The organism is Acinetobacter soli (genome assembly GCF_000760595.1).
In the GTDB taxonomy this organism is placed as follows: Bacteria; Pseudomonadota; Gammaproteobacteria; order Pseudomonadales; family Moraxellaceae; genus Acinetobacter; species Acinetobacter soli.
Map to the genome: position 1 here is coordinate 33,768 of NZ_BBNM01000005.1, position 13,578 is coordinate 47,345.

Here is a 13,578-nt window from a genome sequence, read left to right on the forward strand (position 1 = left end):
TTTATTATTTAATCTTTAATTGGTTTTTAGTCAGCATACATCCTAGTGGTGTTCCCACACTAAATCATTCACTTCGGGGATTCAATATGAACAAAATGGCAAAAATTACACTCTGTATGGCTACAGTGATCAGTATGGGGAGTTTGGCAGCCTGTCAATCCACCATGCCACCTCAAGATCCCAATGCACCTAAAATGATGGATGGCCCGGCAGGCAAACACTGGATGAAACATCACAAACTTACCCCAGAACAACGAGCAGACATGCAACAGCGACGCGCTGAGCGCAAGGCTGAATTTGAACAGATTCAAAAAGCATGTACAGGCCAAGCTGTAGGTCAGACCATTCAGGTAAAAATGGGAGACAAAACAATTGATGGAACCTGTGAGTTACGCTTTAAGCCCAGCAAAATGAATGATCGTATGGCCCCTCCTCCAGTGCCAGCCGCATAAATTTAGCACATCATAAAAAAGGCACTTCGGTGCCTTTTTTTCTGGTCACATCTTTTTACGATTTTGACTATTCCTTTCATTTGAAATTCATAAAAAATTTATATGATTTAATTACTTGTATATTTCAAGATAATTTTCTTTGACTTTACAGTCATGGATTAGACTCCCCGAAATGCTTGTACAGGGGTATAAGTTATTGCACGATGTAATTCATAAGAAAGGTACCTTCGGGTATCCAACCGTAATCGACAGGACATTAGAAACGCTGGTTTAACCAGTATTGAGGAAACCGATATGCCACAATACAAAGCGCCTTTACGTGATATGCAATTTGTTTTGCATGAGTTACTAAATGCTGAAGAGCACTATGCAAAACTTCCTGCATTCCAAGAGAACGTAAGCCGTGAACTGGTTGATCAATATTTAGAAGCGGCTGCAGATTTCTGTGAAAACGAGCTTTCTCCACTCAACCAAATTGGCGACCGTGAAGGCTGTACATGGAATGATGGCGTGGTCACAACGCCAACAGGTTTTAAAGAAGCTTACCAAAAATATATCGAGCTGGGCTTTCCGTCTTTAGCCGCAGAAGAAGCTTACGGCGGTCAAGCATTGCCAAATTCACTCGGTATTGTGATTTCAGAAATGGTCGGTTCGGCCAACTGGGCATGGGGTATGTATCCGGGTTTATCGCACGGTGCAGTGCGTACCCTTGAGCACCATGGCTCAGCGCAACAAAAGGACACCTACCTACCAAAACTCGTTTCAGGCGAGTGGACAGGTACGATGTGTTTGACCGAATCACATGCAGGGTCTGACTTAGGTATTATTCGCACCAAAGCAGAACCAAATGCAGACGGTAGCTATGCCATTTCGGGTGAAAAGATTTTCATCTCGGCGGGTGAGCACGACATGGCCGACAATATTGTACATATTGTCTTGGCACGCTTACCCGATGCACCGAAAGGTACCAAAGGCATCTCGCTATTCATTGTGCCAAAATACTTGGTCAATGAAGACGGCTCAATCGGTGAACGCAACGGCGTCCGCTGTGGTTCAATCGAGCACAAAATGGGAATCCATGGTAACGCGACCTGCGTATTGAACTTTGATCGTGCAACAGGTTATTTAATCGGACCTGAAAACCGTGGTCTCAACTGCATGTTTACCTTTATGAATACCGCACGTATTGGTACGGCTGTTCAAGGTTTGGCAGCATCGGAATCATCATTCCAAGGTGCTTTGAGCTATGCCAAAGACCGTTTGGCGATGCGCTCACTCTCTTCACCAAAAGCACCACAGAAAGAAGCCGATCCGATTATTGTGCATCCAGCAGTTCGTAACATGCTGCTTACCCAAAAGGCATTTGCAGAAGGCGGCCGTGCTTTGGTGTACTTGCTGGCACTTTATGCCGATATCGTCGAAAAAGGCGCTGATGAAGAAGAGCGTAAGTTTGCCGACAATATCTTGTCGTTGCTGACACCAATTGGTAAAGCATTCCTGACCGAAACTGGTTATGAAGCAGCCAACAAAGGCGTTCAGGTCTTTGGTGGTCACGGCTTTATTGCTGAACACGGTATGGAGCAAATTGTACGTGATACGCGAATTGCTTGCTTATACGAAGGTACCACTGAAATTCAGGCACTCGACTTGCTTGGCCGTAAAGTACTGCAAACCCAAGGTGCCATGTTGCGTGACTTCACCAAAATGATTCACAAATTTGTTGAAGCCCACAAAGACAACAGCGCCATGAAAGAGTTTATCGAACCGCTTGCGGCTGTAAACAAAGAATGGGGCGACATCACCATGCAAATTGGAATGCGCGCGATGCAAAATCCAGATGAAGTGGGTGCTGCCGCAGTCGATTACCTTTATTACGCAGGTTATGTGACTTTGGCCTACTTATGGGCGCGTATGGCACAGGTCGCGCTTAGCAAACTCGAAGAAGGATCAAGCGATGTAGATTTTTACAACGCAAAAGTGACCACGGCGCGTTTCTACTTCCAGAAAATCTTGCCGCGCGTTCGCTCACATGTCGACGTATTGTCTACGGGTGTTGAGTCATTGATGTCCTTAGAAGCAGAACACTTCGCGTTCTAATCACAGTTCGGGATCGATTACAACGGCCCCCAACCAGAAAAGGACTGATCAGTTTTGACAGTCCTTTTTTTTCAAATTAGATGTTACATTAAAACCACTGACAACGCTGTGACTCAATGCATTTTCTGTGCAATATTAAAGACATAGAACTATGCAAAAATATTCAAGGTGAAGAATTATGCCAATTTATAATGCGCCACTCGCAGACATGCGATTCATCTTAAATGATGTATTTCAAGCTGAACAATTCTGGCAAGCCAACGAACATCTTGCCCATGTGGATGCAGCAACTGCAGAAGCTATTTTGGAAGAAATGGCAAAATTTGCTCAAAATGTCACACTCCCTTTAAACCGTTCAGGTGATGAAGAAGGTGCACGTTATGAAAATGGCCAAGTCTTCACACCAGCAGGCTTTAAAGAGGCCTTTGCACAGTACGCACAAGGTGGCTGGATCGGATTGGGTGCCGACGAAGAATGGGGCGGTCAGGCCATGCCTAAAATGTTGACCGTGCTGGCCGATGAAATGCTGTTTGCGACTAACCCTTCTTTTTTGCTCTACCCGCTCCTATCGGTTGGTGCAGGTATGGCCTTGAGCAGCTATGCATCACAAGCGCAAAAAGAAACGTATTTACCTAAAATCTATTCAGGTGAATGGTCAGGCACCATGTGTTTGACTGAGCCACATGCCGGTACCGATTTAGGGATTATTAAAACCAAAGCCGAACCGAACGCAGATGGATCGTACAACATCACTGGAACCAAAATCTTTATTACCGGTGGTGATCACGACCTAAGTGAAAATATCATTCATTTGGTATTGGCCAAAACGCCTGATGCACCCGCAGGTTCGCGTGGTATTTCTTTATTTATTGTGCCGAAGTTTTTGGTCAATGACGATGGAAGTCTTGGCGAGCGTAACGCAGTCAGCCCAGGTTCGATCGAACATAAAATGGGAATTAAGGCATCGGCCACTTGTGTGATGAATTTTGACGGTGCCAAAGGCTTTTTAGTGGGTAAAGAAAATGAAGGCTTAGCCGCAATGTTTGTCATGATGAACTATGAACGTTTATCGATGGGTATTCAAGGCTTGGGGGCTTCAGAGTTTGCCTACCAGAATGCGGCACAATATGCCACAGACCGCTTACAAGGTCGTAGCGCATCAGGCGTACAATCGCCGAGCAAACCAGCCGACAGCATTTTGGTTCATGGTGATGTACGCCGTATGCTCCTGAATGTACGTGCCAACAATGAAGCATCACGTGCCTTTGCCGTGTATGTTGGGCAGCAACTGGATATCACCAAGTTTTCAACCGATCCAGACGCCGTAAAGAAAGCCAATGACCGCGTGGCTTTGCTGACGCCAATTGCCAAGGCATATCTCACCGACACCGCCTTTCAGGCAACTCTAGATGCCCAGATGTGTTTTGGCGGGCACGGTTTTATTCGTGAGTGGGGTCTGGAGCAATGTGTTCGTGACTTACGTATTTCACAGATTTACGAAGGCACCAATGGTGTTCAGTCTCAAGATTTGATTGGCCGTAAAACCATTAAATGTGGTGGTGCGTATATCGGTGAATACATCAATGAAATTCGTGATTTCGCCAATACGCTTGCCGCAGATTTAAACTTCATTAAGGATGCAACACTTGATGCTGCCACTGAAGTTGAGGCTGTAACGCAGTTTATTATTGAACAAGCCGCTGAAAATCCAGACTTTCCAAACGCAGCAGCAGTCGATTATTTACATGCGGTCGGTTTACTCAGCTTTGCCTACATGTTTGCCAAAATCGCAGCAGCGGCCAAAGACAAATCTGGTGAGTTTTACCAAAATAAATTGTCGTTGGCACGGTACTTTGTTACCCGCATCTTGCCGGAGCTTGAATCACGTATCCGTAAAATCGAAGCGGGTTCTGATTTGGTCATGAGTTTTGATGAAGCCTACTTTACCGCACAGTCTTAATACGCTCGATTAAAAAAAGCCTGCACATGCAGGCTTTTTTACTGTCTTATATTTTGATCTAAATTTCGGCCAAAAGGCTTAAAAACATCCACTTGAGCCTAATGTCTTGTGTCATGCGCATGAAATTTGCTTAGTGTACATCATACCTTTAATTGATTGCCGAGTTCATTTATGTCTTCTTCTAAACGTGCAAACAGGCTTGAAGCGTTACTCGATCGCTTTGGCAACTATGCTGTTGAAGCATTTCACTATATTGCCCTATTTATTATTGGTTGTATGGTGGTGTGGTCAGCCATTCACACCACCATTGACATCTTCACAGTAAAATCTTACGCCACCATTGATGATATTTTGCTGTTGTTTATTTATTTGGAATTGGGCGCAATGGTCGGGATTTATTTTAAAACCAACCATATGCCAGTGCGTTTTTTAATTTATGTGGCCATAACCGCCCTAACGCGATTGCTCATTTCAGATATTCAGCATAACCATAAAGCAGATGTTAGCCAGTTGATCATTACCGGCTCAATTCTAATCTTGGCCTTAGCCATTTTGATTGTACGTTATGCCTCATGGAACTTCCCCTCTGTGATCCGTGAAAAGCATCAGACACGCCCTTTAGAACAAGGCAAAACACCACGTCCTGAAGACGATGAACTGGCATAGAAAAGCCCATCCTGCCTCAAGCAGTATGGGCTTGTTAAGCTGTCAAAATTAACGATGCGCCAGCAAAATCTGCGCGATAATGCCGGTTGCGACAGCCACCAGTACATAGCGACCGTCAATGTACGTCCAACGATGCTGTGGCGGTGGTGGAGGCAATTGATAGTCATACCAGTTGTTTACATAGTAACGGTCGGAGTAATACTGCGGCGGTAAGCGATAACCGGGACGAAAACCTTCATGCACGCGATAATAACGCGGAGCTGGCGAAGCATAGTAATACCGGTTTTCTACAATACGCATGTGTGGGGGTGGCCCATAAGATCGCCAGTCACCACGATGCCAATCATCTCGGCGCCAATCTGGATGATGATATGGCCCATCATGCTCACGGTTCCATTGATGACCGGCCCAATCAGGTGGATCTGCTAAGGATAAAGTGGAAGTTCCAAGTAGGACGACAGCGAGTGAAGCAGCGATAATTTTTTTCATTTCGAAATGTCCACAGCATGTGACGCTTGAATCAGCATAAAACTATGGCAAGGATAAATAATGTATAAATCAGCGTGTAGTGCAAGCAATTGTTATTGTTTTTGCCACGATGTAACTTAGCTTAAAATCATGGAGAAGTAGCGTCAGTCATCCTCTAGATATAAAAAAAACCACCGCATGGCGGTGGCTCTTAAATTGAATCAAATTAGTAAACTTGATAGATCCGATGGTTGTAGTTTGAAACCAGCAAATAACGACCATCTGCTCTCACCCAGTGATAACCACGCGGTGGAGTTTTCAAGCGATAGGCACGCCAGTTGTTCACTTGATAGCGGTCATGACGCCATGCCGCTGGTAAGCGATCACCGCGCTGAAAACGATGCTCACGGTAGTCACGATGACCGTTATCATGACGGCGGTCATGATCCCATTTGGCAGCAGGTGCATGGTGACGATCACGTGGGCCATGATCACGATCCCAGTCGGGGCCTGCAAACGCAGTAGCCGATACCCCTAACATCATTGTAGATACCACCAGGGCTTTGAATACAGTATTCATCTGGATGTCCTTTCTTCATCTCTTTACAGACTCATGATAATGGGCGCCCAAGAAGAAAGGATGGACAAAAACACGGGCTTTACTATCTGATTGTAATCATCATAAAGAAATCATGAAGAGATGTAACACCTAAGATTCAATCTCATTTTTATCTCAAGACCATTTTCAAGAAATAAAGCCAGCACAATCAAAGGCTCGTACATTCAAAAACGATTAGCGAATACCTTCAATTGTAAAATCTGGTGAGGAAATAAGAAGATAATGCTGATCTACCAGAATCCAGCGACGACCTTGCGGTGGCTGATACAAGCGATTGTCGGACCAGTTTTCGATCCGATAGCGGTCATCACGATATTCAGTCGGTAAAATTTGGCCCACTACAAATACGTAGCGAGGTTGTCCAGTATGCCAATGATGGGGTCGATAAGGACGAGGAGATAGCACTTGTTGGTTGCTAAAGCCGACGGAGGGTACAGGAGGCTGATTCGCCGAGCGTGACGGATAAACCGGAGGCACCTTTTGATTGGAAAATCCAACAACAGGCGCAGATGGTGAGTAATATGTATTTGGGCGTATTGACTGCTGTCGCATTCGATCATCGTGTGCCCAAAGACTCGTTGAGCATACTGTAATCATCATCACGCGTCGCAGGTTTCGAACGATATGAATCAACATGCGCCTCTCCCAAACCATACAGTTATCTTCTCTAGTGTAGAGGAAAACCAGTCAGACCCTACATGACAAACTGTATATAAATCGTCTATGCACAAGAATCGGGCTTTATCGATATAAAATAGCGACTATACTAAGCTGCAATGTGGAGCATGGAACAAGATACAGTGGCAGAATTAAATTTTGAACGTCTTTATCAGTTTTTTAGTAAAGTCCCAAGTATTCAGCAACAGCGCATTTCAGCGCACGGCACAAACGGTGAGCATGCATGGTGGATTAAATTTAGCATAGACACCGAACATGCTTTAGCATGGCAAACCGTACAAGAGCTTGGGCATGTACTGAACTATCTCTCGACCAATGAACGTCTGCCCACACAGTTTTTTCCGGTATCACCTCCCCCGTATATGAACGGTGAAGCCAAAGACTTTTTGGCATGGGTCATTGAATGTGATCACCCTGAGTTTAGTCCCGATGTGGTGTGTGACTGGTTAGAGGCGCGCTTGCCGAATCCGGTTGAAGACGAAAGTCAGTGGAAAATCAAAACCAGCCTAGATGAGCTTGATCAAATGAGCCCGCAAGAACTCGATCAACTGATTCCTCCTACGCATTAAAAAGCAAAGAGAGGCGATGCCTCTCTTTAAAACTTAAAATGTCGAAAGACCCGACCACTCCATAAATCGATAGGTCCAATACTTCAGTTGGGATTCATCGGCATATTGAGCATAGTCCACACTCATCTGACGGCCATTCAGATTTGACCACGCTGTATTAAAATATCGAGTAGCATCTTGAAAAACGGCTGCCTGCGTTTGACCTTTGACCATGATATCTGTTTCGAGATTATAATTTTTTAGATTTCTTGCGGTAAAATTTGCCGAACCCAAAATCATTTCAGCTTGAGTCGCACTGGATTTGATGATCATTTTGCTGTGGCACTGCTCGCCATGCGTATCACACCACCGTACCGGAATACCTGCGGCATGCAACTCGGAGGCCACAGGCCGATTCGGAATTCCATTTTTTTGTCGACCAAAGGCATCTTTATTCGGGTCTAGTAACACCCGAACCTTTACCCCACGCTCGTGTGCTGCCTTTAAAGCCGAAATAATCTGGCGCTCAGACAAATAAAACATTGCCAAATCCAGTTGATCTTTGGCTTTGGCACGCTGAATTAAATCTAAAACAGCGTGATAAATTGCCGCTTCGGTCAAAAGCTGCACCTGAGGCTCAGTCGTGGGTGCATTGATTTCACCCATAATCACAACAGGTGATGTACCACCCGACATTTGAGCCACACTTTGTTCAGATTGCAACACATCCATTGCCGTCGGGCCAGAGACCACCACAGCAACGTTAGAATGACGCGAACTGCCATCGTGCGGATTGGCAGACGTAATCAGACTTTTCCAACCTTGATCGGTATCGACCACCATGGTTTTTCGATGATTGGCTTTTAAATTGGCCAGTGCCAGATAACTACGAAGGGTGATTTTCTGTTGGCCAAAGGGATTGGACAACCAGCCTTTTTCGGCGTTGTTCCCAATGCCTTGACAGCATAAATACCACAGGCTAGACCAAGTCGGATTTGAAGCACGCAGCGGAGTCAGATTGGTTTCAATCACATCGACGCCTGCCTGACGAAGCCGACGATATTGCTCAGGAAAAATACCACCGTAAACGGAATTGATCGGATCGGTAATAAACACAATTTGTATATTCGGATGCTCACGGCGCTTTTGAATTAATGCCTGTGTCAGCTCTTGCATCAGAGGACGCTGTGGAATTTTGCTGTCACCTACCTCTGAATTAAACAGAAACATATCCAGCACAATGGTACTCTTGGCTTGCTGAATCAGCGCCAACATTTGATCAAAGATCTGATGATCGTATTGTTGACGCCCCTGTGCATCGAGAAACGTTTGATCTGCTAAAAACTTGAGTTCGGCATGTCGTAGCTTACCGCTATAATTGAGGCCTTGCGGCAAGGGCTTATAGATATGATAAATTGCCGATGCAACATAGCCTAAAACCAACATCCCGACAATTAAAGAAAAATAACGGCGCCCAGACCAATTCAGTTTGGTATGAATTCGTTGAAAAATACGCATAACAAGTTATCCCAATCACTGGGTTCAGACTAGAGAGTCTCGTGAGATGTTTCAAGACTGATTTGGTTAATTCTGCGCGTCAATCTGCTTAAAAACAAAAGGAAAGCCGAGGCTTTCCTTTATGTGTGTAGCGATAAACACATTAAAAATTAAAGTTGATGCCCATGGTAAAATTACGCCCGATTTGTGGAACATCCGATAAAAATGACTCGTGTAGATATACTTTGCTGTCAAGCAGATTATTGGCTTTGGCATAAAGCTGATAACCCGTTTTCGTATTGATTTGCCCATCATACGCCAATCCGAGATTCAGCATGTTGTAACTCTTGCCTTCAGTTTCGTAATTGGCCAGATCATCCTGACCAAAGACATGGTAATACTCGGCTGTTCCTGAGTAACCCTGTCCAAAATCTGCCTTGATCCGCGTGCCTAAGCGTCCACCCGGAATACGTGGGGCATTTCCAGCATCATCTAGCTTGCCGCGTACATAATCCCCAAATACCCCCACATTGTAGCGTGGACTAAGTTGATAGCTCACATCTCCATCTACTCCGTAAAAGCGGGCATCGGTTTGATCGTATTGAATCAGACGAAAGTCCTGAAAACGATCTAAGGTATTGGCATAGATAAAGTTGTTGTACCAGCTTTGAAAAGCACTCAAGTTATATTTAAGGCCTTGGTCATTGTCAAAATGTAAACCGAGTTCAAGATTATTCGATTTTTCTTTTTGCAAATCGTCATTGCCTAACTCATAGGTATTGGTGGCCATATGTGCGCCATTCGAATATAACTCTTGCGCCAGCGGCAGGCGCTCTTGATGTGAGCCTGTCAAAGACAGCTTGTAATTTGGCTTAAATGCCCAGTCGGTTGAACCCGCCAAGGAGTACGCCGTGCCGGTATAATTTTTGGCACCCACATCTACATCATTGCCATCGATATCGATGGTTTGATGATCGATACGCGATGACACCTGAAAATGCAGTTGATCAACTTGTTTTTCCTGCATTCCAAACACGCTGTAGCGTTTGGTGACAGTTGGGTCCATGAGTGCTTCATCACCGTTAATGGTGAGTTTTTGCTGAGTGTATTGTGTGCCAAACTGCCCAGTCCAGCCTGCCCAAGCCATGTTGTCTAAGGTAATGCGGGCATCGGTGCCTTTGCTGATAAAGGTAGTATCTGGTTCGTCTCCGTCCATTTCCTGATGCTGGTAATCTGTATAAGTGGCCTGTGCAGCCAGCTTGGAAAACCCTGCAAATGGATCATTCAGCTCAGTTTTGAAATCGTATCGCTTTTCTTTAAGATTAATCCATGCTGCCGCGCCATCTTGCTCCTGCAAAGCGGCCTGTTGATCAGTTAAAGTGCCGCAATCGAGCTTGCCTGCACTGGGTTTACATAAACCATATAACGGATTATCTCCCGGAATCCCGTAGCGATCGTGTCGTTCGCTATAGGCAACTCCGGTATAGCCCCGATCATAAATCCATGACAGTCCGGCATGGTAATCATTGGATTTGGCATAGGTATTGTCTTCACGGCGCGATGTTTCCTGCAAATCATGCGGCAAAATATAATCGTTGGCATCACGCTTTAAACCGCCCACATTCAATGCAAACTGACTGCCCAGTGCGACAGTCGAATCACCTGAATAAACCAAGCCATCATCACCCGTGTTGTAGCGAACACCCAACTGCCCTTCATACCCGTTGTCTGGCATTTTAGATGGAATTTTATGATCGATGACATTGACCAATCCACCCACAGAGCCTGCACCATAGAGCAGCGCTTCAGGGCCTTTTAAAATCTGGATCTGATCGGCTGCATTAGGATCGACCGTCACGGCATGGTCGGGAGAAACCGAGGAAACATCGAGCGTATCACCGCCATTTTGGGTAATTTTGACGCGTGCACCATCTAAGCCACGAATCACAGGCCGGCTCACCCCACCTGTATATTGCGCCGAGTAAACTCCCGATTGACCATTCAAGGCGTTACCGATGGTGGTTCCGCCTTGAATCAGTTGATCGCGTCCCACACTTACATCTCCAGCCGTCTCATTGAATGGCTGTTTGGGCGTGGCTTGAGCTTGAAGTTCAATGGTTGGCAAATCGTTGACAGCAGCATCACTGGGTGAGGTTTGTGCAAAAGCATGCTGAATCGATAGTGAGAGAATAGAAAGTGCAAAGACATGAGAACGAGTAAGCATCGTGATGCTCCAAAAGCCAATCACTCGTTACGTTATAATATATCTATTTTTTTACAAGCAAATTTAACTGGGTATTTATATTTCCATTCAAAGCTTGAGTTTTATGGCTTTGATTGAAAATTAAGGTGATTTTAATGCAAATATGAAGGCCAAAAAGGTATAGCGGTTAACTTAAATCATGCAGAGCGCCCTTAGGGCACTCCACGTGAAACATTATTAATTTCATCAATCACTTAGAAGCTAAAATCTACACCTACAGTAAAGTTACGCCCCACCTGCGGAAGATTCGACAAGAATGACGCATGGTTATACACCGTTTCATCAAGTAAATTATTGGCTTTCACATAGACACGGTAATCAGTGCGATTGCTGGCACGTGCCGCATACGCCAAGCCTAAATTCACCATGTTGTAGCCCGCGGTTTCATTCTCAAAAGCCGCAAATTTATCTTGTTTAAACACATGGAAATATTCGGCTAAGCCAGAAAAACCATCTCCAAAGTCTGCACTGACCCGCGTACCTAAACGGCCACCCGGAATACGTGGGGCATTGCCTTCGGTTTCAATTTTGGCACGTACATAGTCACCAAATACTGTGGCTGTATAGCGTGGAGAAAGTTGATAAGACAACTCTCCCTCCACACCATAAAAACGTGCTTGATCTTGCGTGTATTCAACCAGACGGAAGTTTTCAAAACGATCCAACGTGCGGGCATAAATGTAGTCGTCAAACCAGTTATGAAACACATGCACATGATAATTTAGCTTATCTGCATCGTAGTGAAAGCCAAGCTCAAGGTTGTTGGATTTTTCAGTACTTAAGTTTTGATTGCCCAGTTCATAGGTATTGGTGGCCAAATGTTTACCATTGGCATATAGCTCTTGCGCCAGTGGCATCCGTTCTTGATGTGATGCGACAAAGGATAATTTATAATTTGGTGCAAATGCCCAGTTGGCAGCGCCTGAATACGAAAAGGCATGATCATCATAGTTTTTTTGCGGAGAATCGATATCGATTTTTTGCTGATCAAAACGCGCAGCCACTTCAAAATGCACATCGTTCCACTGGGTATGTTCAAGTGCAAATAGACTCCATTTGTCGGTGGTACTCGGGCCAGCAAAGAGCGACTCTTCGCCAGTAATATCGAGTTTCTGGCGACCAAACTGTGCACCTACCACGCCTTCCCACTTGGCTAAAGGCTGATGTACCAATTCTAGACGTGCATCATAACCTTGGCTTTTGAAAGTGGTTGCGGCCTCTCCTTCTTCGATTTCATCATGTTTGTAATCGGTATAACTGGCTTGTGCACGTAGTTTGCTAAAACCAGAAAAGGGATCATTCAGTTCGGTTCTAAAATCGTAGCGCTCAGATTTTAAATTGACCCATGGCCCTGCATGATCGTGTGCATGTTCGTGATCGTGGTCATGACCCTCTTCTGCGGCATGATTTCCATGGTCATGATCGTCATGGCTACCACAAAATAATTCGCGGTCGTGTGGATGACAGCTTTCGTATTCATGGCTATGACCGGGTAAGCCATATTTATCCTGACGGTTGGTATAAGAAATGCCGGTAAAGCCGCGATCATGAATCCAAGACAAACCTACTGTCGCCTCTTCAGATTTGGCAAAGGTATTGTCAACGCGACGCTCTTTTTCACCTTCATGCAGATAATTCGGTGCAATGTAATTATTGGCATCTCGCTTCAGGCCTTCAAGTCTTAATGCTACTTGCTCGCCTAAACCTACCGTTAAGCCTGCACTCCCTAACTTCTCGTCGCTGCCCGTGTTGTAACGCAGTCCGACCTGCCCTTCATATCCTTGTTCAGGCATTTGGGTGGGAATCTTGTTGTCTGTCACGTTGACGAGTCCACCGACTGTACCTGCACCATACAGCAACGTTGAAGGCCCACGTACAATTTCAACCTGTTTGGCTAAAATCGGGTTGACCATCACGGCATGATCTGGAGACAAGGTTGAAACATCAATCGTTTCCGAGGCGTTTTGTAATACCTTCACGCGTGCGCTGTCTTGACCACGAATGACAGGACGGCTTGCGCCAGGACCAAACTGGTTCGAATACACACCCACCTGATCACTTAACGCCTCACCAATGGTAGCGCCGCCCTGTACCAATTGCTGATTTTGAATAATATTGTCTGCCGCAGCATAATCGACCGCAGTTTGAACCAATGGATGTGCGGTTGCTTCGATAGTTTTGAGTTTTGATACGGTGTTTGTTTCATTGGCCGCATGTACCACACTCGACAATGCAGCAAAAATTGAAAGTGTGAGCACACTTCTGGTGAACAACATTGGATTCCCCTCGAATTCTTAAAATCTTAAAATCTGCTTAATTTTTGTAATATT

General features: G+C 45.1%; 11 protein-coding genes. 5 read left to right on the plus strand and 6 right to left on the minus strand.

Features of this window, described 5'->3' with window-relative positions; all coding sequences use genetic code 11:
• Positions 1-86 precede the first annotated feature (86 nt).
• The 4 genes from Aso01_RS07485 to Aso01_RS07500 all read left to right on the plus strand — a co-directional run bounded on the left by Aso01_RS07485 (position 87) and on the right by Aso01_RS07500 (position 5,175).
• Positions 87-452 (plus strand): hypothetical protein, encoded by a 366-nt coding sequence (locus Aso01_RS07485; protein ID WP_004933077.1) that lies wholly within the window; start codon positions 87-89, stop codon positions 450-452.
• 294 nt (positions 453-746) lie between these two features.
• The gene (locus tag Aso01_RS07490; protein WP_004933074.1) at positions 747-2,549 is read left to right on the plus strand and encodes an acyl-CoA dehydrogenase C-terminal domain-containing protein; all 1,803 of its coding nucleotides are present in this window, start codon (positions 747-749) and stop codon (positions 2,547-2,549) included.
• A gap of 178 nt (positions 2,550-2,727) precedes the next feature.
• On the plus strand, positions 2,728-4,509 hold the full coding sequence (locus Aso01_RS07495) for an acyl-CoA dehydrogenase C-terminal domain-containing protein (RefSeq protein WP_004933071.1): 1,782 nt from the start codon (positions 2,728-2,730) through the stop codon (positions 4,507-4,509).
• Positions 4,510-4,680: 171 nt separating this feature from the next.
• Positions 4,681-5,175: a phosphate-starvation-inducible protein PsiE gene (locus Aso01_RS07500; protein WP_004933069.1), complete on the plus strand. Its 495-nt coding sequence runs from the start codon at positions 4,681-4,683 to the stop codon at positions 5,173-5,175.
• A 48-nt stretch (positions 5,176-5,223) separates the two neighbouring features.
• Here Aso01_RS07500 and Aso01_RS07505 read toward each other — a convergent pair whose 3' ends face one another.
• From Aso01_RS07505 to Aso01_RS07515, 3 genes are all read right to left on the minus strand, one after another.
• Positions 5,224-5,664: an RcnB family protein gene (locus tag Aso01_RS07505; protein ID WP_004933067.1), complete on the minus strand. Its 441-nt coding sequence runs from the start codon at positions 5,662-5,664 to the stop codon at positions 5,224-5,226.
• A 205-nt stretch (positions 5,665-5,869) separates the two neighbouring features.
• Positions 5,870-6,223 (minus strand): RcnB family protein, encoded by a 354-nt coding sequence (locus Aso01_RS07510; protein ID WP_004933065.1) that lies wholly within the window; start codon positions 6,221-6,223, stop codon positions 5,870-5,872.
• Positions 6,224-6,436: 213 nt separating this feature from the next.
• Positions 6,437-6,898, minus strand: a complete 462-nt coding sequence (locus Aso01_RS07515) for an RcnB family protein (RefSeq protein WP_004933062.1) — start codon at positions 6,896-6,898, stop codon at positions 6,437-6,439.
• Between the two features lie 164 nt (positions 6,899-7,062).
• Here Aso01_RS07515 and Aso01_RS07520 point away from each other — a divergent pair, with 164 nt between their 5' ends.
• Positions 7,063-7,509, plus strand: a complete 447-nt coding sequence (locus Aso01_RS07520) for a hypothetical protein (RefSeq protein WP_025095431.1) — start codon at positions 7,063-7,065, stop codon at positions 7,507-7,509.
• Between the two features lie 33 nt (positions 7,510-7,542).
• Here Aso01_RS07520 and Aso01_RS07525 read toward each other — a convergent pair whose 3' ends face one another.
• From Aso01_RS07525 to znuD (Aso01_RS07535), 3 genes are all read right to left on the minus strand, one after another.
• A complete protein-coding gene (locus Aso01_RS07525) occupies positions 7,543-9,006 on the minus strand; it encodes a phospholipase D family protein (protein WP_004933057.1) in 1,464 nt (487 codons plus the stop codon).
• A gap of 142 nt (positions 9,007-9,148) precedes the next feature.
• Positions 9,149-11,209 (minus strand): zinc piracy TonB-dependent receptor ZnuD, encoded by a 2,061-nt coding sequence (gene znuD, locus Aso01_RS07530; RefSeq protein WP_004933051.1) that lies wholly within the window; start codon positions 11,207-11,209, stop codon positions 9,149-9,151.
• 233 nt (positions 11,210-11,442) lie between these two features.
• Positions 11,443-13,524 (minus strand): zinc piracy TonB-dependent receptor ZnuD, encoded by a 2,082-nt coding sequence (gene znuD / locus Aso01_RS07535; RefSeq protein WP_004933049.1) that lies wholly within the window; start codon positions 13,522-13,524, stop codon positions 11,443-11,445.
• Positions 13,525-13,578 lie beyond the last annotated feature (54 nt).

Bases quoted from the DNA above. Each gene is read 5' to 3' on its own strand.
- Aso01_RS07485 (WP_004933077.1), top strand. From the start codon at position 87: ATGAACAAAATGGCAAAAATTACACTCTGTATGGCTACAGTGATCAGT.
- Aso01_RS07490 (WP_004933074.1), top strand. From the start codon at position 747: ATGCCACAATACAAAGCGCCTTTACGTGATATGCAATTTGTTTTGCAT.
- Aso01_RS07495 (WP_004933071.1), top strand. From the start codon at position 2,728: ATGCCAATTTATAATGCGCCACTCGCAGACATGCGATTCATCTTAAAT.
- Aso01_RS07500 (WP_004933069.1), top strand. From the start codon at position 4,681: ATGTCTTCTTCTAAACGTGCAAACAGGCTTGAAGCGTTACTCGATCGC.
- Aso01_RS07505 (WP_004933067.1), bottom strand. From the start codon at position 5,664: ATGAAAAAAATTATCGCTGCTTCACTCGCTGTCGTCCTACTTGGAACT.
- Aso01_RS07510 (WP_004933065.1), bottom strand. From the start codon at position 6,223: ATGAATACTGTATTCAAAGCCCTGGTGGTATCTACAATGATGTTAGGG.
- Aso01_RS07515 (WP_004933062.1), bottom strand. From the start codon at position 6,898: ATGTTGATTCATATCGTTCGAAACCTGCGACGCGTGATGATGATTACA.
- Aso01_RS07525 (WP_004933057.1), bottom strand. From the start codon at position 9,006: ATGCGTATTTTTCAACGAATTCATACCAAACTGAATTGGTCTGGGCGC.
- znuD (WP_004933051.1), bottom strand. From the start codon at position 11,209: ATGCTTACTCGTTCTCATGTCTTTGCACTTTCTATTCTCTCACTATCG.
- znuD (WP_004933049.1), bottom strand. From the start codon at position 13,524: ATGTTGTTCACCAGAAGTGTGCTCACACTTTCAATTTTTGCTGCATTG.